Origin of the sequence: Nesterenkonia sp. DZ6 (assembly GCF_022565835.1) — a bacterium.
GTDB lineage: Bacteria > Actinomycetota > Actinomycetes > Actinomycetales > Micrococcaceae > Nesterenkonia.
Window position 1 is genome coordinate 1096110 of record NZ_JAJOYW010000001.1, and the last position, 18825, is coordinate 1114934.

Sequence of the window (18825 nt, forward strand, 5' to 3'; positions counted from 1 at the left end):
TTTTCAGATTTTCACCATCCGATCCTGCTCTGGTTCCGAACTCTGCGTACATGGCCTGGTCGACACCACGATCAGTGGCTGTGAATCAGACCAACGTGCGACCAACAGGAGATTCAGTCATGAAGACCGAGATGCGCAAAACCACTTCCCTGCTCGGAATCGGCATGGTGGCCCTGCTGGGCCTCAGCGCCTGCGGCGACAACGCCGAGGAGCCGGCGGCAGAGACCGACCAGGAGATGACCGAGGAGACCGAGGGCACCGAGACCGAGGCCACCGACGAAGAGACCGAGTCCATGGACGAGGAAGAGTCGATGGATGACGAAGAGTCCATGGACGAATCAGATCCCGCGGCGAACCTGGTCGGCGCCTCCTGTGAGGCCTACGCCGAGGAAGTCCCCGAGGGTGACGGCTCCGTCGGCGGCATGGCACAGGATCCAGTGGCCACCGCAGCCTCGAACAACCCGATGCTGACCACGCTGACCGCGGCAGTCTCCGGCGAGCTGAACCCCGATGTCGACCTGGTCGACACGCTCAACGGTGACGAGTTCACCGTGATCGCCCCCACCGATGACGCCTTCGGCGAGATCCCCGAGGAAGACCTCAACGCAGTGGTCGAGGACGCTGACATGCTGACCGAGGTGCTGACCTACCACGTCATCCCCGGCCAGATGTCTCCCGATGAGATCGCCGGTGAGCACGAGACCGTCAACGGCGCGACCGTGACCATCGAGGGCGAGGGCGACGACCTCACCTTCGACGACGCCGGCCTCGTCTGTGGCGGCGTGATGACCTCCAACGCCACCGTCTACATGGTCGACGCCGTCCTGATGCCGGCAGCAGCCGAGGAGGAGTGATCCTCGGCGGGAACGGTCACCGCTGACCCTTCCGCGCAGTTGAAGAACGACCAAGGCGGCGCTCGGCACCCACCCATCTGTTGGGGTGCGGGGCGCCGCCTTCGTCGGTTCCCGTCGCATATCGGCAGGAGTCGGTCGGTGCAGGAATCACCCCTCGGGGTGTGGCATCCTGTTGGAATGCACGAGACGGGAAGTACCGGGTCAGCCGCGGGGCGCGCGCAGCTTCCCGTGCGTGCTCCCGCAGACCCGTGCGGCACCCTGCTGCTGAAGATCCAGCAGGGCGATGAGCTGGCCTTCGAGCAGCTCTACCGCGAACAGAGCTCGATCCTGCTGGCCACCGCGCTGCGGGTGCTGCGGAACAGATCACTGGCGGAGGAGGTTCTCCAAGAGATCTTCACCGAGGTCTGGGTCAACTGCCACAGCTACCGCGTCCAGGCTGGAAGCGGACGCGCCTGGCTGACCACCATGTGTCGGCGCCGAGCGATCGACCGGGTCAGAGCGGTGCAGGCCCAGCAGAACAGAGACTTCACCCAGGGGGTGAAGGAGGCTCATGCACATGAGCCCGACGTCCAGGACTCAGTCCTCACTCAGGTGGAGGCGGCCCGCGCGCAGACAGCGCTGCAGACGCTTCCCGAAGAGCAGGCCACCGCCATCGCGATGGCCTACTACCAGGAACTTTCCCATTCCGAGATCGCACAGCGACTCGATGTCCCCCTCGGGACAGTGAAATCTAGAATACGAGACGGCATGCGAAGACTCAGGGCTCAGCTAGGAGGTGCCGGATGAACGCCGATCGCGAATACCTGGCAGCCGGCCTTGCCCTCGGGACCCTGGCCGAAGCCGAGATGATCGAGGCCCTCGACCTCGAAGCCGCTGATCCCGACTTCGCCGAAGAGGTCCAGTCCTTCTGCGAGACGCTGGGGCTGCTGGCCGGGTCCGACGATGCCGTCGCCCCCAGCGCCGAGACGGAGGCTGCGATCCTCAACATCCCCCGGCTGCACCAGCAGGCTGCACCGGAGCGGACTGCACCTGAGCACGCTGCGGAACCTGTTGCACCCACCGCGGCTGGGGCCTCGGCCCCCGTCACCAGCGCAGGCCCAGGCCCAGGCCCAGAAAAGACTCGACGTCCGACCACCATGCTCTTCGCCCTAGCGGCCTCCACGCTGCTGCTGCTCTCCGCGGTGCTTGCCGGCGCGCTGATCAACCAGCAGCACGACACCACCCAGATCCAGGAGTCGCTGACCGTCGCCGAGGCTGAGCGCGAGCGCACCCAGCGGCTGCTCAGCGCCTCGGACCTGGCCTTCACCGAGGCCGAGGCCACCGGCGGCGGGCGCGTCACGCTGGCCTACTCGGTCTCCGAGCAGATGCTGCATCTGACCCCGCACGACATGCCCGAGCTCCCCGCGGATCAGACCATGCAGCTATGGCTGATCGACGAGGAGGGCCCGCACAGCGCCGGCCTGATGACCGGCACCAGCACCGAGCTGCTGACCGACCTCGCGATGGATGAGGACATGATCTTCGGAGTCACCGTGGAGCCCGCGGGCGGCTCTGAAGAGCCGACCAGCGATCCGGTGGTGCTCGCGGATCTCTGACCCAGGTCCTGCAGAGATCACCGTCCACCCATCCAACCGCGGCTCGGCTCCGAACTGAAGATATGACTGAGACAGTGCACGAGACCCCCGGAACCGCCGGCCGCGGATCCTCCCGGCCGGCGAGACGACGACGCCGTCTGATCCCCCATCTGCTCGCCGGCGTCCTCGCAGCCGCGATCTTCCTCGGCGTGGCAGATCTGGTCTCCCAGCTCTTCGGACCCGCCTCCTCGCCGCTGGTCTCGCTGGGCTCCACGATCATCACGCTCTCCCCCAGCTGGCTGCAGGACTTTGCGATCTCCTACTTCGGCAGCAACAACAAGTTGGTGCTCTACCTGAGCATGGGCGTCGTCGGGATGATCCTGGCGGCCTTGATCGGGGCCCTGGCCCGACGCAGTCTGCGCCTGGCCGTGGGCCTGTTCTCCGCCGTCGCGGTGCTCCTGCTGATCGTGGTGCTGCTGCGCCCGGAGAGCTCCCCGCTTGATGCGCTGCCCACGCTGGTCGGCGCCGGGCTCGGGATCCTCAGCCTGCTGCTGCTCAGCGGCGCCGCCACCGGGCTCACCCGGGCCGCCGAGGCTGCTCAGGCGGATCGGGCCGGATCGGCTCCGCTCGACCAACCGGCAGATACCCGGCGCGCCGCTGCCACCCGCCCCAGCACCGAGGACGAGCGCGCCCATTCACGGCGTCGTTTCCTGGGCCTGGCCGCCGCCGGCACCGCCATCGCCGCGGGCTCGATCACCTTCGGACGCTCCGTCAACGCGCTCGGTCGCGAGGCCGGGTCGGCGGCGGCGCGGCTGGTCCTCCCCTCCCCCGCGGTGCGCGCTGCCGCGATCCCCGCCGGCGCCAGCGTCGGCGTGGACGGGGTGCCTGCGTTCATCACCCCGAACAACGACTTCTACCGGATCGACACCGCGCTTGTGGTGCCGGAGCTCGCCCCGCAGGACTGGACGCTGCGGATCCATGGCCTGGTCGAGGAGGAGGTCACCATCGACATGGACGAGCTGCTCGACCTGCCGCTTCAGGAGCACCACATCACGCTGGCCTGCGTCTCGAACCCGGTCGGCGGAGATCTGCTCGGCAACGCCACCTGGCTGGGCTACCCGATCCGCGAGCTGCTCTCCCGGGCCCGACCGCTGAGCGAGGCCGACATGGTGCTCTCCCGCTCGGTCGACGGCTGGACGGCGTCGACCCCGCTGGAGGTGCTCACCGACGAGGACCGCGCCTGCCTGCTCGCGGTGGGCATGAACGGCGAGCCGCTGCCGGCACAGCACGGCTACCCGGCTCGAATGGTCGTCCCGGGCCTCTACGGCTATGTCTCGGCGACCAAGTGGGTCACCGAGCTGGAGGTCACCCGCTTCGATGCCGAGACCGCCTACTGGACCGACCGCGGCTGGGACGCCGAGGGACCGATACTGGTCGCCTCACGCATCGATGTGCCTCGGCCGCTGGCCCGGGTGGCCAGCGGGGAGGAGCTCGTCGTCGCCGGCAGCGCCTGGGCCCAGCATGAGGGCATCGAAGCCGTCGAGGTCCGCCTGGACGACGGCGACTGGGAGGCCGTGGAGCTGGGCGACGAGGTCAACATCGACACCTGGCGGCAGTGGCGACATGCCTTCGCCGACGTCGACTCCGGCCGGCACTCGGTGACCGTGCGCGCGATCAACGCCGCCGGGGAGACCCAGACCGATGAGCGGCGCGACCCGATCCCGAACGCCGCGACCGGGCAGCACCGGATCGAGTTCAGCGTGGAGTGATCGTGGTCAGACTGATCCGGTCTGCTCCGCCTGCTCCGCCTGCTCCGCCTGGAACGCCAGTATCCGGCGCAGCCCCTCTGCCACAGCCTGCTCCCCGGGGGCCAGGCTGAGCCGGACCCAGTGATGCCCTGCCACCGGATCGAAGTCGGTGCCCGGCACGACGGCGACGCCGGCGCCTTCCAGCAGCGCCGCGCAGTAGGTCGGGGAGTCCCCGAACCGCTCGAGCTGCTCGCCCAGATGGGCGTAGACGTAGAAGGCGCCGTCCGCCGGCGCGACCTCACCCCAGCCGAGCTGCGGAATGAGTCCCAGCACCCGCTCGCGTGCCGCTGCGTAGCCGCTGACCTGGGATGCGGCGAAGTCCAGCGATTCGAGGGTGAAGGCCTGCACGGCTGCGAGCTGGGTGGCGTGCGGCGGACACAGCGCCACGTTTCCGGCGAGCCTGGAGACCGGGTCCACCAGATGTTCGGGCAGCACCATCCAACCGAGCCTCCAGCCGGGCATCCCCCAGTACTTGGAGAACGAGGAGATCACCACGGCCTCCTCCCCCATCTCGGTGGCGCTCACGGTCTCGGCGCCGTAGCTGATGCCGTGGTAGATCTCGTCGCTGATGAGCTGGACCCCATGGTCGGCGCACCAGTCGGAGAGCTCGCTCAGCTGCTCACGTTCGATCATGGTGCCCGTCGGGTTCGCCGGGGACGCGAGGATCAGGCCGGCCAGGCTGTTGCCGGCGTCGAGCTGTTCCTTGAGCTGGGCGACGGTCGGCTGGAAGCGCTCCTGCGGCCCGCAGTCCAGATCCACCACTTCGATGCCGAGCGCGCTGAGGATGTTGCGGTAGGCGGGATACCCCGGCCGGGCCAGCGCGACCCGGTCACCCGGGTCGAAGGACGCCAGGAAGCTCAGCATGAAGGCCCCCGAGGAGCCGGTGGTGATCGCGATCCGCGCCGGCGGCACGGTGACCCCGTACCAGCGGGCATAGTGATCCGCGATCGCCGCGCGCAGCGGGGCGATCCCCATCGCGGCGGTGTAGTTCAGCACGGTGTTGCCGGCGTGGATCTCCGCGGCCGCCTGGTTGACCGCCGGCGGGGCGCCGGAGCCGGGCTCCCCCGCAGTCAGCGAGACGACATCCCGACCGGCGGCGCGCATCGCATCGATCCGGGCCAGGATGCTCATCACCTCGAATCCGGGCACCTGTGATCTCTGCGAGGGCATCATCGCTCCAGCCTATCGACTCGCTCCGTGTGAACAGTTCGGATCGTGTGGCAATCCTCGATCGGCACCTCGACGCTCACCCGCGCACCCGGCCGCATCGCGCTGCGTGAGCCAGATCCCAGCGCATAGGCGGTGATCACCGGGTCGGTCTGCAGACGGATCTGGTGCAGGGATCCGCGCTCCCTGATCTCGGCCACCTGCGCGGTGAAGCGGTTCGGGGCCTTCGCCGATGCGGGTGCCTCCGCGGTGAGGGAGATGTTCTCCGCGCGAACGCATACCGCCGCAGACTGCCCCACCTCGAGCCCCTCCGGGTTGCGGGTGACCAGCACCAGCTCTCCCGCCCGGACTTCGATGTTCTCGCCGCTGCGTCGGGTGATCTCCCCGCGGATGATGTTCTCCACACCCACTGCCCGAGCGGCTGAGGTCGTGCTCGGACGGTTGAAGACCTCCTCGACGGAGCCGATCTGCTGGACTCCGCCGTCGGCGAGGCTGAGCACTCGATCCGCCAGCGCCCAGGCCTCGGAGCGGTCATGGGTGACCAGCAGCGCAGGGGTGCCGGTGGCGAGGAGGATCTCGCGCAGCTCTCCGCGCAGCTGGTCGCGGGTGGGGGCGTCCAGCGCGCTGAAAGGCTCATCGAGGAGCAGCAGCTTCGGAGCGGACGCCAGCGCGCGGGCCAGAGCCACGCGCTGCGCCTCCCCGCCGGAGAGGCTCGTGGTGTCCCGGTCGAGGAGATGACCGGCTCGCGCGTTCTGCAGAGCCGTTCGGACCCGCTCCTCGCGCAGCGATCGTGGCATCTTCGGGATCCCATAGGCGACGTTCGCGGCGACGGAGAGGTGCGGGAACAGCGCATGGTCCTGGAACAGGTAGCCGATCCCGCGTCGTCGGACGGGAACTGCGCGTCGTTCCCCCTGCCAGACCTCTCCCCCCAGGGCGACCCGTGAGCCGGCTCCGGGGTGGGCGAGTCCGGCGATGCAGCGCAGGAGCGTCGTCTTGCCGGCCCCGGAAGGTCCGAACACCCCGGTGATCGGTGCGCACGCGTCCAGCGGGAGGGTCAGGTCCACATCGAGGACCTGGTGACGTATCCGCACGTTCAGATCCTCGGCCATATGGTCCTCCCCCTGCTGTTGAGCCCATAGGTCAGCCCGAGGACGACGACGGAGAACAGCAGCAGCCACAGGCTCGTGGTGGCCGCGGTGTCGTAGTCGAAGGCCTGGACGCTGTCATAGATGGAGATCGCGATGGTCCGGGTCTCACCGGGGATGTTGCCGCCGACCATGAGCACCACGCCGAACTCGCCGATGGTGTGTGCGAACGTGAGCACCGCGGCGGTCGTGATCCCGGTGCGTGAGAGCGGCAGGACCACGCGCAGGATCGTCGAGGACCAGGAGCGCCCCAGGACGGTGGAGGCCTCGAGCAGCCGTCGATCCACGCCCACGAAGGCGGCCACCATCGGCTGCACGGCGAAGGGCAGGCTGTAGATCACCGAGGCGATGAGCAGCCCGTTGAAGGAGAACGCCAGCGGAGATCCGGTCAGCTCCACCCACCACCGCCCGATCGGCGACCGGTTCCCCAGCGCGACCAGCACGTAGAAGCCCAGGACCGTGGGGGGCAGCACCAGCGGCAGCGCCACCACCGCTTCGATGAGCGCGGTCCAACGCTGCCTCGAATACGCCAGCCACGCCGCCAACGGCACCGCCAGGACGAGCAGGATCAGCGTCGTCAGCGTGGCGAGACGGATGCTCAGCTCAACAGCTGCCCAGTCCATCCTGCTCAGTCCTCGCCCGAGGGCGGGTAGAACCCATAGTCGACAAGGATCGCCTGACCCTCCTCGGAACCGATGAAGGCCACGAAGTCTTCATCCTGCACAGTCGCATCATCGAGCAGCATCCCGCCCTGGCGCAGCGTGGGGAACGAGTCCAGCGGAACCTCGACATGGCTGCCCGCGCCGGTCATCGGTGGTGAGAGCGCCAGTGACAGGGCGACGATGCCGGCATCGGCGTTGCCGCTCAGCACGAATTCCGCCGCCTGAGCGATGTTCTCCCCGAGCACGAGCTTGCTCTGCAGCTCCTCGGTGGCACCTGCTGTCTGAATCGCGGCCTGGGCGGCCTCGCCGTAGGGGGCGTGCTCCGGATTCGCGATGGCCACGGTGCGCACCTCCTCCGCGACGAGCCCGTCGATTCCAGCCTCGACATCCGCGGGGGAATCCTGCGGCGCCCAGACGACCAGGCGGCCCACGGCGTAGTCGAAGACTGAGTCCGGGTCGCCGAATCCGTCCTCGGCGAGATCCTGCGCCAGCTCGATGTCTGCGGAGAGGTAGACGTCGAACGGAGCTCCGTTGCGGATCTGCGCCGCAAAGTTCCCGGAGGAGCCATAGGTCACTGCCACCTCGACCTCTGGATGATCGACAGCGAACTCATCGATCACCTCGTCGAGGGCGTACTTGAGATCGGCTGCGGCCGCGACCTGCACCCGCACGTCGGCAGCGCCCTGATCGGTCTCCGGCCCTGAACTGCCTGACCCGGGCGTCGCGCAGCCCGTGACCGCGAGCATGACGCCCACCCCTGCGCCGACGCGCAGGCGACGCGGCCTTCTGCCGCTCGGGCCTCTACCGCTCATCGATGATCTCCCCCAGTTCGACCACCGCGTTGGTGGCCTTGACCACGACGGTGGCGGGAACGCCTGGGGCCAGGCGCATCTCCTCGGCGGCATCGCGGGTCATCAGGGAGGTCAGCCTGAATGCGCCTGCGGCGACCTCGACCTGTGCCATCACCCCGTCGGTCTTCACCTCGGTGACGATGCCCTCGAGCCGGTTCCTCGCGGACACGCGCGACCCGTCAGAGCCGGGCTCGGAACGAGACCGCGCGTAGGCCGCCACGGACTCGCCGCTGACGGCGGTCCGTCCGGCTGCGTCAGGTGCTCCACTCAGGGTCCCTGCGCTGATCAGCCGGCGCACGGTGTCGGAGCTGACTCCCAGAAGGCGGGCGACCTGTGAAACTCGCAGCTGCGTCATGGTGACGAGTATATGGGTGTATCAGCGGCCAGATCGGACAGTCTTCACAGCAGCTGCAAAATCCTAACCTGACTCGGGCTCACCCGGTCACGTAACGCCCCAGGTGTTCAGCGGTGAGCGTCTCAGCCTCATGGATCAGCTGCGCCGGGGTGCCGGTGAAGACCACCCGCCCGCCGTCGGTGCCGGCGCCGGGACCCAGATCGATGATCCAGTCGGCATGGGCCATCACCGCCTGGTGGTGTTCGATCACCACCACAGAGGTGCCGGAGTCCACGAGCCGATCGAGCAGGCCCAGCAGGTTCTCCACATCGGCCAGGTGCAGCCCGGTGGTGGGCTCGTCCAGGACGTAGACCCCGCCGGGGTCGGACATCTTCGTGGCCAGCTTGATCCGCTGCCGCTCGCCTCCGGAGAGGGTGTTCAGCGGCTGCCCCAGCCGCAGGTAGCCGAGTCCGACGTCGGAGAGTCGGGTGAGGATCTTGGTGGCGGCGGGCAGCCGGGCTGCTCCGGCGGAGAAGAACTCTTGCGCCTGATCCACCGAGAGGTTGAGCACCTGGCTGATGTTCAGGTCGCCCAGCGTGTAGGCAAGCACCTCGCGGCGGAAGCGGCGGCCCTCGCAGTCCTCACACGGACTCGCCACGGTCTCCATCACGCCCAGCTCGGTATAGATGACCCCGGCGCCGCCGCAGGTGGGGCAGGCTCCTTCGGAGTTCGCACTGAACAGTGCGGGCTTGACCCCGTTGGCCTTGGCGAAGGCCTTGCGGATGGGCTCCAGGAGCCCCGTGTAGGTGGCGGGGTTCGAGCGGCTGGAGCCCTTGATCCCGGCCTGGTCGATGAAGGCCACCCCCTCGCGTCCGGCGAGGCTGCCTTCGATCAGCGTGGACTTCCCCGATCCGGCCACCCCGGTGATCACGGTGAGCACTCCGGTGGGGATGTCCACGTCGACGTCGCGCAGGTTGTTGGTCCGCGCACCCCGGATCTCCAGCGCTCCGCTGGAATCACGGACCTGGTCCTTGACCTGCGCCCGGTAGCCGAGGTGCCGGCCGGTCAGCGTCGCGCTGCCGCGCAGCGCCGCAACGGTGCCCTCGAAGCAGAGCTCACCGCCGGCCTCCCCTGCCCGAGGGCCCAGGTCCACCACATGATCGGCGATCTCGATGGTCTCGGGCTTGTGCTCGACCACCAACACGGTGTTGCCCTTGTCGCGCAGCCGCAGCAGCATCGTGTTCATCCGGGCGATGTCATGCGGGTGCAGCCCGATGGTGGGCTCGTCGAAGACATAGGTGATGTCGGTCAGCGCCGAGCCGAGGTGGCGGATCATCTTCACCCGCTGCGCCTCCCCGCCGGAGAGCGTGCCGGCGGGGCGATCCAGGCTCAGGTAGCCCAGCCCGATGTCGATGAAGTGTTCCACGGTCTCCAGCAGCGAGGCGCGCAGCGGCGCGACGGCGGGCGCCTCCAGTGCGCGCAGCCACTCGGCGAGGTCGCTGAGCTGCATCGCGCAGACCTCGGCGATGTTGCGGCCCCTGACCGTCACCGAGCGGGTGAGCGCGCTCAACCTGGTCCCGTCACATTCGGGGCAGGTGACGAAGGTGACCGCGCGGTCCACGAAGGCCCGGATATGGGGCTGCATCGCGTCGCGGTCCTTGGCGAGCATGGACTTGCGCACCTGCGGCACCAGGCCCTGGTAGGTCATGTTGATCCCGCCGATGCTGACCTTCTCGGGCTCGCGGTGCAGCAGGTCGTGACGTTCCTGCTCGGTGTAGTCCCGCACCGGCTTGTCCGGATCGAAGAAGCCGGACTCGGAGTAGTACCGCACCGACCATCCGCCGGCCTTGTACCCGGGCACGGTGATGGCGCCCTCGTTCAGCGACCTGGTGTCATCGATGAGCTGGGCGACGTCGATGTCGTTGATCTGGCCGCGGCCGTCACAGCGCGGGCACATGCCGCCGGTGACGCTGAATTCGCGGCGCTCCTTGGTGGTCTCTCCGCCGCGTTCGAAGCTGACCGCGCCGGCCCCGCTGATGCTTCCCACGTTGAAGGAGAAGGCCTGCGGGGAGCCGATGTGCGGCTCCCCGATTCGGCTGAAGAGGATCCGCAGCAGTGTGTTGACATCGGTCACGGTGCCCACCGTGGAGCGGATGTTCGCGCCGAGGCGCTCCTGGTTGACCACGATCGCCGCGGTCAGGCCCTGCAGGTCCTCGACATCTGGCCGGTTCAGGCTGGGCATGAACCCCTGCAGGAAGGCGCTGTAGGTCTCGTTGATCATCCGTTGAGACTCCGCGGCGATGGTCCCGAAGACCAGTGAGGACTTCCCCGAGCCGGAGACCCCGGTGAAGACCGTGAGCGCCCGCTTCGGGATCTGCAGACTGAAGCCCTTGAGGTTGTTCTCCCGCGCACCGATCACCTCGATGACGTCGTGGCGGCGTGCGGACTCGTTCATGGGCAGACAGTCCTTAGGTGTCAGTCCTCAGCGGCGGCGAGCTGGCCGCAGGCGCCGTCGATCTCCTTGCCGCGGGTGTCGCGCAGCGTGGTGGGCACCCCGAGTGACTCGAGCCGGTTCACGAAGGCTCGCATCACGTCGGGCTCCGAGGAGGTCCAGATCGATCCCGGGGTGGGGTTCAGCGGGATCGGGTTCACGTGCACCCAGCCGCGGCCGCGGGCGTTGAGCTTCTCGGCCAGCAGCTCGGCGCGCCACTGGTGATCGTTCATGTCCTTGATCAGCGCGTACTCGATGGACACCCGCCGGCCGGTGGTCTTGTAGTAGTGGTACGCCGCGTCGATGGCCTCATCGGCCTTCCAGCGCGAGTTCACCGGGATGAGCTCGTCGCGCAGCTCGTCGTCGGGGGCGTGCAGGCTCAGCGCGAAGGTGATCGGCAGGTTCTCATCGGCGAGCTTGCGGATCGCCGGGACCAGCCCCACGGTGGAGATGGTGATCCCGCGGGCGCTCATCCCGAGGCCCTCCGGCGCGGGATCCACCATCCGGCGCACGGCGTTCATCACCCGCTTGTAGTTCGCCAGCGGCTCGCCCATCCCCATGAAGACGATGTTGGAGACCCGCTGCGGGCCCACGCCTGGGGACGACGACGCGCCCTTGCCCGCGGCTGCCGATTCCTCGGACTCCGCGAAGTCGGTCTCCTCGCCCAGGGCCGCATGGTCGGCCTCGTCGGCGATCTCGGCGGCGTTCGGCGCGTCGAGCTCTCCGGCGGCGATGGCCCGGTTGGCCTGGACGATCTGGTCCACGATCTCAGCCGAAGACATGTTGCGGGTCAGTCCGTTCTGGCCGGTGGCGCAGAAGGGGCAGTTCATCCCGCAGCCACACTGCGAGGAGATGCACAGCGTGATCCGGCTGCGGTAGCGCATCAGCACCGACTCGATCATGGCGCCGTCGAAGAGCCGCCAGAGGAACTTGATCGTGGCGCCGTCGTCGGTCTTGAGCCGGCGGACCTCGGTGAGCAGCGGGGGCAGGAACTCCTCGACCAGCTGTTCGCGGGTCTCGGCGGGCAGATCGGTCATCTGCTCCGGGTCCGAGGTGTAGTGCCGGAAGTAGTGCACCGAGAGCTGCTTGGCGCGGAAGCCGGAGATGCCCAGCTCCTTGGCCCGGGCGATCCGCTCGTCCAGGGTCATGTCCGCCAGGTGCTTGGGCGGCTGCTTGACCTTGGGCTGCGCGAACTGAAGCTTCGGTCGACCCTCGGCGTCCATGGGCTGCTTCCAGCCCTCTGCCTTGGGCCGGATCTGCGGACGCGCGGCATCTGCGGGCGGAGCCGACGTGGAGCTTCTCGGCGGACCGCCGGCTGCGGTTTTCGGCGCCCCGGAGGCATTGCGGGCCGGCCCCTGCTTGGGCGCGGAGCTGGACGGTTCGGGGCGCGAGTTCTTCGAAGATGACATCGCACTGATTGTCCCATGGGCGGCGTGGAACCGGTATGCCCGGTGCTGACACTGCCCTCAGGCGGGCGGAGCTCAGCTGGCGCGACCAGGTTTCCAGCAGCCCCTGAAGGAGCCCTGCTTGCGCCTGAGTCTGATCTCCCGGTCGGGATGATCACCATCGTGCTCTACGGCGGCTGCCTGGCGGCGCTGCTGGCGCACCAGGCCCGGAGAGACTGACGCGCTTCGCTCACTCCGAGCCGCTCAGCTGATCCCGTCGTAGGTCAGCCGACCGCCGAGCAGCGTCGCGGAGACGCCCATCTCACGCAGACCGACGGCTTGAGGATCAGCGAGAGGATCGGTCTCCACGAGCACCAGATCCGCCGCGTCTCCCTCGCTGACCTGGTGACTTCCCTTTGCGGTGCCCCCGCGGGTGGCTGCCGCGAGCGCGGTGGCCGGGTCCAGGCGCTGCTCCGGATGCCACGCGTCCCGGCCGTCGCGGCTTCGACTCACCGCCGCGGCGATGGCCACCCACGGGTCCAGCGGGGCGACCGGCGCATCGGAGCCCAGCCGCAGCGGCACCCCGGCGCGGGTGAGCGCGTCCAGCGGGAAGGCCCGATCGGTGCGCCCGGCCCAATATGCATCGGCCACGTCACGGTCATCCATCGCATGTTCGGGCTGCACGCTGGCGGTGAGTCCGAGCCGGGCGAAGCGCGGGATGTCCTCCCAGCGCAGCAGCTGGGCATGTTCGATCACTCCCGGCATGGCCAGCGCCTCGAACGCGTCGAGCACGGCGCTGTTCGCCCGGTCCCCGATCGCGTGGATCGCCGCGGCGATCCCCCCGTCGCGGGCCTGACGCATCACATCCTGCAGCTCATCCATCGGCACCGTCTGCATCCCGCAGCTGTGCGGATGCATCAGGTCCACCTCCGGATAGGGGTCCCAGCACCAGGCGGTGCGCGTGTTCAGCGAACCGTCGGAGATCACCTTCAGCGGCCCCATGGTCACCAGTCCACGCTCATCGAGCGCATCGCCGGTGGAGATCCCCGCCAGCAGCGCCGACTGCAGCCGGTCGGGCCAGACGGACACCTCCACGCGCAACGAGTCCACTCCGGCCGCGGTGCGCAGCGGCCACTGGGAGATGTTGTCGGCATTCTCGAACTCGACGATCCCCACCACCCCACGCTTCGCCGCCGCCTGAGCGGTCTGCCGGTAGATCTCGGGGGTCAGCGCGGCGGGGTCCTGGAGCTGGTCCATCACGGCGAAGGAGTCCGCCTCGCGCAGCAGCCCGCTGGCGTCCGTGGAGACTCCCAGTCGAGTCTGCAGCGCGGTGTTGAGCCACATGCAGTGCAAATCGCCGCTGATCAGGCCCACCGGCACCGAACCGGTCGCCTCGTCCAGGCTGCTCAGCGAGGGAAGGTCGGGCCAGAGCCCATCCCGGAACCCGTACCCGACGACGCCGGAGCCCGCCTGTTCCGAACCTTCCACCGCGAGCGCCGGGTCGGAGCTGAGCGCCCCGCGCACCAGCTGCAGCACCTCTGCCGCGCTGGTGGTCGCGGCGAGGTCGAGGCGCCGCCGCGCGATCACCCACTGGGTGAAGTGCACGTGGTGGTCCCACAGCCCGGGGATCAGGAAGCGGCCGTCGGCGTCCAGGGAGTCGGTGCCTGCAGCTCCTCCCCGCCGGGCCCCCGGCCCGGCGGGGGCCAGGGACGCCACCCGCCCATCCACCAGGTGCACATCGTGCAGGACCGGGCCCGAGGTCAGCGCGCCATCCCCACCGGGGAGCCGGACGTTGCGCAGGATCAGCGAGTCAGAACGCCGTGACGTTGGATTCATCGGGCATCTCCCTTCACAGCGGTCTCCCGCAGTGCCGCCTCATTCAGTGCCGCCTCATTCACCCGGGACATCCGATCTGCCAGCGCCGGGTCCGCATAGGGGCCGGTGCCGCGCAGCTCATCGATGATGTTGCGCACTGATTCCATGGACTTGTCCTGGCTCATCTTCTCCTTGGCCTCGATGCGGGTGACGCGCAGCCGGAACCCGACGGTCCCGCGCACGATCCGATGGGCGTATTCGCTGTTCTCCTCCGTGGCGTCGAGCAGGTGCGGGTCCGGGAGCGGGCGCTCGAAGTGCTCCACGAGGCGGTGCAGCACGGCGAGGTTCTCGGTCTCGGAGAGGACCTCGGGCACGCCATAGAGGTGCGCCGCGGCGAAGTTCCAGGTGGGCACATTCGGGCGGCTGCCGTACCAGCTCGGTGAGATGTAGCCGTGCGGCCCTTGGATGATCGCGAGCAGCTCGCTCGGCTCGGTCCCGCCAGCACCACCCAGCCCGAGCTTGGCCTCATCGGGCCGACCGACATGGCTGAGCAGGACGAGCCCGCCGTCGTCGTCGGCCTGCTCCTCGAGGATCACCGGGTAGTGCGAGGCGACGAGGCCCGCCGGGGTGTGTGCCACGAAGGTGCACCAGGGGTGCGCAGTGATCAGGTCCTTGATGGCCTCGAGGTCCTCGAGGGCGTAATCCGGGTTGTGACGCATCCCCCCAGGATAGGGAGCTGCCTCGGCCGCACCAAGTGGAAGGACTCCCTTCACGCACACCAGCGCGCTCACCGCCCTGGAGCCGCTGACCAGCGCGGAGAGCCTTGACAGGACGGCAGGGCCGCCCGCGGTGCAGGGCTGGACGTGTTCACTGAGCCCGAGCCGCCGATGCTGCGCGTCAGCGGGGCGTTCCTGCCGCTGCTCGGTCAGGCCGCGCAGTCTCAGCGCACGCAGTCTCAGGGCGCGCAGTCTCAGCGCGCACGGACCGAGGACCCGGACTGCGGCCGAAGAACTGTCGGCCGCGTACACCTTGCGAATCCGCCTGGGCGAGTGACCTGGTCAAGCCTCAGACCACCGGCCGCTTGAGCTCCTGCGCCAATCGGTGGAAGTCCCGCGCAGGGTTTCCGAAGCGGTGCAGGGTCATCGAGACCGCCTGCTCCTTGAGCCAATAGCGCAGCTCCACACGGCCGGAGGCGGTGACCTCATCGGCGATCAGCGCCACCTCAGGGCGCTCCGCGAGCCGCATGCGCAGCTCGGAGTCCACGGCGCCGAGCACACGCACCCGCACCCCGACTCCGCGGTCATGCACACCGGCGGCAAGCGCCGTGGAGAACTGACCCGTGGTCTCCTGGGTCACCGTCAGCTTCAGCGTCCTGCGCCCCAGCTCCAGCGCCTTCGCAGTCGCGGGCGGCAGCTTGGGGTACGCCGAGATGCTCACGTCTGCCCCGGCGCGCTGGGCTGCGACCAGCGCGCGCAGCAGCTGAACCGCGGTGGCGTCCACGCCCACGCGCAGCAGCACGTCCTCACCGAGGTACCGGAAGATGTTCGCCTCGCTCTCCAACCCGGTGCGGTCAGCGGGCTGACCGAACTCGGCCTCCCACCAGCGCTGATCATCGGCGGCGGCCGCGGCGAGCCAGGAGCGATCAGCCCCGGAGACGATCCCGGAGCTGACGGCTGAGTCCATGAGCCTCCCCACACTCTCCTCGACCACAGCCCTGGCGGAGCCTCCGGCAGGAGCCGCGGCACCCACCATGTCATCTTCCCAGCGACCGAAGAGCATGACATAGTTGGGGCCGCCGGCCTTGGAGCCCAGCCCCACCGAGGACTGCTTCCAGCCGCCGAACGACTGGCGCTGGACGATCGCCCCGGTGATGCCCCGGTTGACATAGGCGTTGCCGACTTGAACCCTGTCCAGCCAGGTGCTCACCTCCGCGGGCTCCAGCGAGTGGATGCCACCGGTGAGTCCGAAGTCGACCTGGTTCTGCGCGGCGATGGCCTCGTCCAGATCAGTGGCCTCCATCAGCCCCAGCACCGGTCCGAACACCTCGGTGAGGTGGAAGAAGGATCCGGGCTTCACGCCGTCCTTGATTCCCGGGGACCACAGCAGGCCGGTGTCATCGAGCTGCCTGGGCTCCAGGAGCCAGGACTCACCGGGCTCAAGGGTCGTGAGCGCGCGGCGCAGCTTCTCGCTGGGCTCCTCGGTCAGCGGGCCGACGGTGGCGGCAAGGCTGCTCGGCCAGTCCACGACCATCGATGAGGCGGCGTCCACCAGCTGGCGGCGGAACCGCTCCGAGTCATAGACGCTTCCCACCAGGATGCCCAGCGAGGCGGCGGAGCACTTCTGCCCGGCGTGGCCGAAGGCCGAGGTGACCAGGTCCGCCACTGCCAGGTCGCGGTCCGCCGAGGGGGTGACGATCAGGGCGTTCTTGCCGGAGGTCTCGGCATTGATCGCCAGCGCGGGCTTCCAGGAGCGGAACATCGCGGCGGTCTCGGAGGCGCCGGTGAGGATCACCCGGTCGATCCCGTCGTGGGAGACCAGGCGCTTGCCGTCCGCGCCCTCGAAGGGATAGACCCCGTGCAGCACCTCGCGCGGAACGCCCGCATCCCAGAGCGCATCCAGGATCGCCATCGAACAGTGCGGAGTGTGGTTCGAGGGCTTGTGGATCACCGCGGCACCGGCGGCCAGCGCGGCGAAGGTGCCGCCTGCCGGGATGGCGAGCGGAAAGTTCCACGGCGGGGTGATCAGCACCAGGCGGTCCGGGATGAACCGGGCATGCTCGACCTGCTCGATCTCCAGGGCACTGTGCGCGTAGTAGCGGGCGAAGTCGATCGCCTCGGAGATCTCCGGATCCGTCTGGGCCACGGATTTGCCCACTTCAGCCGCGGCGATCGAGACAAGATGTCCACGGCGCGCGGCCAGGATGTCTGCGGCCCGGTAGAGGATGCGGGCCCGTTCGACGGCGGGGCGCGCCGCCCACGGCTCGGCCGCCGCGCGCGCCTGGGCCACCAGCTCATCGATGCGCTCGCCGCTGATCTTCTCCGGCAGCGACTGACCCTCCAGCCAGCCTGGCTGTGACGCGCGGGCAACGGCGTCCGCGGCCCAGCGCTGGTTCGCCGGCAGCGCGGGATCGGTATCGGGCTCGTTCACGAAGGGCGGGAGGGCGGCGGCGGCGTCGTCGTTCTTCAGCTCGCCCGCGCTCGACAGCACTTCAGCACCCTGCCGCTCTTCAAGACTGCGATCCTGGGTGTGCTGCGGGCCGGGCGCGGTGTGGCCGTGCTTGCTGAGGATCTCTTCCAGCAGCGCCAACGAGTCACGGAAGCGCTGGGCCTCGCGCTCGAAGACCTCGCTGCCGCGGCCGGAGCCGTCCACCTCCAGCTCGAAGATGCCTGACATGAAGTTCTCGCTGGCAGCGTTCTCCTCGAGCCGGCGGACCAGGTAGGAGATGGCCACGTCGAACTCGGCGGGGCGCACTGCCGGGACGTAGAGCAGCAGCTGGCCGACGTCGGCGCTGACCGCCTCGGCCTGCTCGGTGGCCATGCCCTGGAGCATCTCGAATTCCATCTGCCCGGTGACACCGCGCTCGGCGCCGAGCAGGTGGGCGAAAGCGATGTCGAAGAGGTTGTGTCCGGCCACTCCGATCCGCACCCCTGCCATGTTCTCCTCGGTCAGCAGCCAGTGCAGGACGAGCTTGTAGTTCGCGTCCGTGGCCTCCTTGGACTCACAGGTGACCTGGGGCCAGCCGGCGATCTCGCCGTGGACCTTCTCCACAGCCAGGTTCGCGCCCTTGACCAGGCGGATCTTGATCCCTGCTCCGCCTGCCGCGACCCGGGCGTTGGCAAACTGAGCAAGCTCCTGGGTCGCGCCGAGCGCATCCGGGAGGTAGGCCTGCAGCACGATGCCACCCTCGTAGTGCTTCAGCTCGGGACGCGAGAGCAGGGTCTTGAACACCGCGATGGTCAGGTTGAGGTCGCGGTACTCCTCCATGTCCAGGTTGATGAACTTGGATCCCGCGGGAGCCTTGGCCGCTTCCTGGTACATCGGGATGAGCCGGGCGACCACATAGTCCACGGTCTGCTCGAAGCCCCACATGGAGATCTGCGAGGCGATGGAGGAGACCTTGATGGAGACGTAGTCGACGTCATCGCGGCGCAGCAGGTCGACGGTGTCCTGCAGGTGCTTGTCCGCCTCAGCCTCTCCGAGCACCGCCTCGCCGAGGAGGTTGATGTTCAGCCGATGCCCGTCCTGCTTGATCGAAGCCACGGCCTTGCCGAAGGGCTTGTCTCGGGCATCGACGACCATGTGACCGACCATGGACCGCATCCGCGCGCGGGCCGCGGGGACGACGACGTCGGGCAGCGTCTTGGCCAGCGCGCTGCCGGCGCGGATCTGCGCCCGGTCCAGCGAGGAGAGCGTGTCTGGGGCGAGTCCGCCCAGCTCAGCGAGCGCGGAGGCGGCGGCCCTGGTGTCCTCGGTGCGGATGACCCGGTCGACGAATCCCACCGTGAAGTCCAGGCCGTTGGGGTGGGAGAGCACAGCGGAGAGTCGCTGGGCGGACTTGTCCGCGGCGGCGTGGTTCTTGCTCTGCTTGCTGGGCTTGCTGGGCTTGCTGGAACCCGTCTCACCGGGGCCGCGCTGCAGCCAGCGGGTGACCTTGGAGACTGCGGCCTCGGAAAGGTCGGTGAGCTCGGCGGTGTTCTGAGTGGACATCGGGGCCTCATTTCACGCAAGGATGCGGGTTC

14 protein-coding genes are annotated in these 18825 nt (G+C 68.8%); 4 read left to right on the top strand and 10 right to left on the bottom strand.

All coding sequences use genetic code 11. From position 1 onward, the window contains the following. The first annotated feature begins 119 nt into the window (after nt 1-119). The 4 genes from LTH93_RS04925 (at nt 120) to LTH93_RS04940 (ending at nt 4197) form a co-directional block, all read left to right on the top strand. Nucleotides 120-854: a fasciclin domain-containing protein gene (locus LTH93_RS04925; RefSeq protein WP_370642674.1), complete on the top strand. Its 735-nt coding sequence runs from the start codon at nt 120-122 to the stop codon at nt 852-854. Between the two features lie 228 nt (nt 855-1082). Beyond that, nucleotides 1083-1640 (top strand): sigma-70 family RNA polymerase sigma factor, encoded by a 558-nt coding sequence (locus LTH93_RS04930; protein WP_241463696.1) that lies wholly within the window; start codon nt 1083-1085, stop codon nt 1638-1640. Next, nucleotides 1637-2449, top strand: a complete 813-nt coding sequence (locus LTH93_RS04935) for an anti-sigma factor (RefSeq protein ID WP_241470250.1) — start codon at nt 1637-1639, stop codon at nt 2447-2449. The genes LTH93_RS04930 and LTH93_RS04935 overlap by 4 nt, the downstream gene beginning before the upstream one ends. 62 nt (nt 2450-2511) lie before the next feature. After that, nucleotides 2512-4197, top strand: a complete 1686-nt coding sequence (locus LTH93_RS04940; protein ID WP_241470251.1) for a molybdopterin-dependent oxidoreductase — start codon at nt 2512-2514, stop codon at nt 4195-4197. Nucleotides 4198-4203: 6 nt separating this feature from the next. Here LTH93_RS04940 and LTH93_RS04945 read toward each other — a convergent pair whose 3' ends face one another. From LTH93_RS04945 to LTH93_RS04990, 10 genes are all read right to left on the bottom strand, one after another. Next, nucleotides 4204-5409, bottom strand: a complete 1206-nt coding sequence (locus LTH93_RS04945) for a pyridoxal phosphate-dependent aminotransferase (protein WP_241470252.1) — start codon at nt 5407-5409, stop codon at nt 4204-4206. After that, nucleotides 5406-6512, bottom strand: coding sequence for an ABC transporter ATP-binding protein (locus LTH93_RS04950; RefSeq protein WP_241470253.1), 1107 nt, complete (start codon nt 6510-6512; stop codon nt 5406-5408). The genes LTH93_RS04945 and LTH93_RS04950 overlap by 4 nt, the downstream gene beginning before the upstream one ends. Beyond that, entirely contained in the window at nt 6497-7171 is a 675-nt protein-coding gene (gene modB, locus LTH93_RS04955) for a molybdate ABC transporter permease subunit (protein WP_241470254.1), read from the bottom strand. Before modB ends, LTH93_RS04950 begins: the two co-directional genes overlap by 16 nt. Nucleotides 7172-7176: 5 nt before the next feature. Continuing rightward, nucleotides 7177-8022, bottom strand: a complete 846-nt coding sequence (gene modA, locus LTH93_RS04960; RefSeq protein ID WP_241470255.1) for a molybdate ABC transporter substrate-binding protein — start codon at nt 8020-8022, stop codon at nt 7177-7179. Continuing rightward, nucleotides 8012-8416, bottom strand: a complete 405-nt coding sequence (locus tag LTH93_RS04965; protein ID WP_241463689.1) for a TOBE domain-containing protein — start codon at nt 8414-8416, stop codon at nt 8012-8014. The genes modA and LTH93_RS04965 overlap by 11 nt, the downstream gene beginning before the upstream one ends. A gap of 79 nt (nt 8417-8495) precedes the next feature. Continuing rightward, on the bottom strand, nt 8496-10850 hold the full coding sequence (locus LTH93_RS04970; protein WP_241470256.1) for an ATP-binding cassette domain-containing protein: 2355 nt from the start codon (nt 10848-10850) through the stop codon (nt 8496-8498). 20 nt (nt 10851-10870) lie between these two features. Continuing rightward, nucleotides 10871-12295 carry a 23S rRNA (adenine(2503)-C(2))-methyltransferase RlmN gene (gene rlmN / locus LTH93_RS04975; RefSeq protein WP_370642675.1) on the bottom strand — a complete coding sequence of 475 codons (1425 nt, stop codon included), beginning with the start codon at nt 12293-12295 and terminating at the stop codon, nt 10871-10873. Nucleotides 12296-12535: 240 nt separating this feature from the next. After that, a complete protein-coding gene (locus LTH93_RS04980) occupies nt 12536-14107 on the bottom strand; it encodes an amidohydrolase (RefSeq protein WP_241470257.1) in 1572 nt (523 codons plus the stop codon). Then, nucleotides 14104-14805, bottom strand: a complete 702-nt coding sequence (locus LTH93_RS04985; protein ID WP_241470258.1) for an FMN-binding negative transcriptional regulator — start codon at nt 14803-14805, stop codon at nt 14104-14106. The genes LTH93_RS04980 and LTH93_RS04985 overlap by 4 nt, the downstream gene beginning before the upstream one ends. A gap of 346 nt (nt 14806-15151) precedes the next feature. Next, nucleotides 15152-18793 (bottom strand): bifunctional proline dehydrogenase/L-glutamate gamma-semialdehyde dehydrogenase, encoded by a 3642-nt coding sequence (locus LTH93_RS04990; RefSeq protein WP_241470259.1) that lies wholly within the window; start codon nt 18791-18793, stop codon nt 15152-15154. Between the last annotated feature and the right edge of the window lie 32 nt (nt 18794-18825).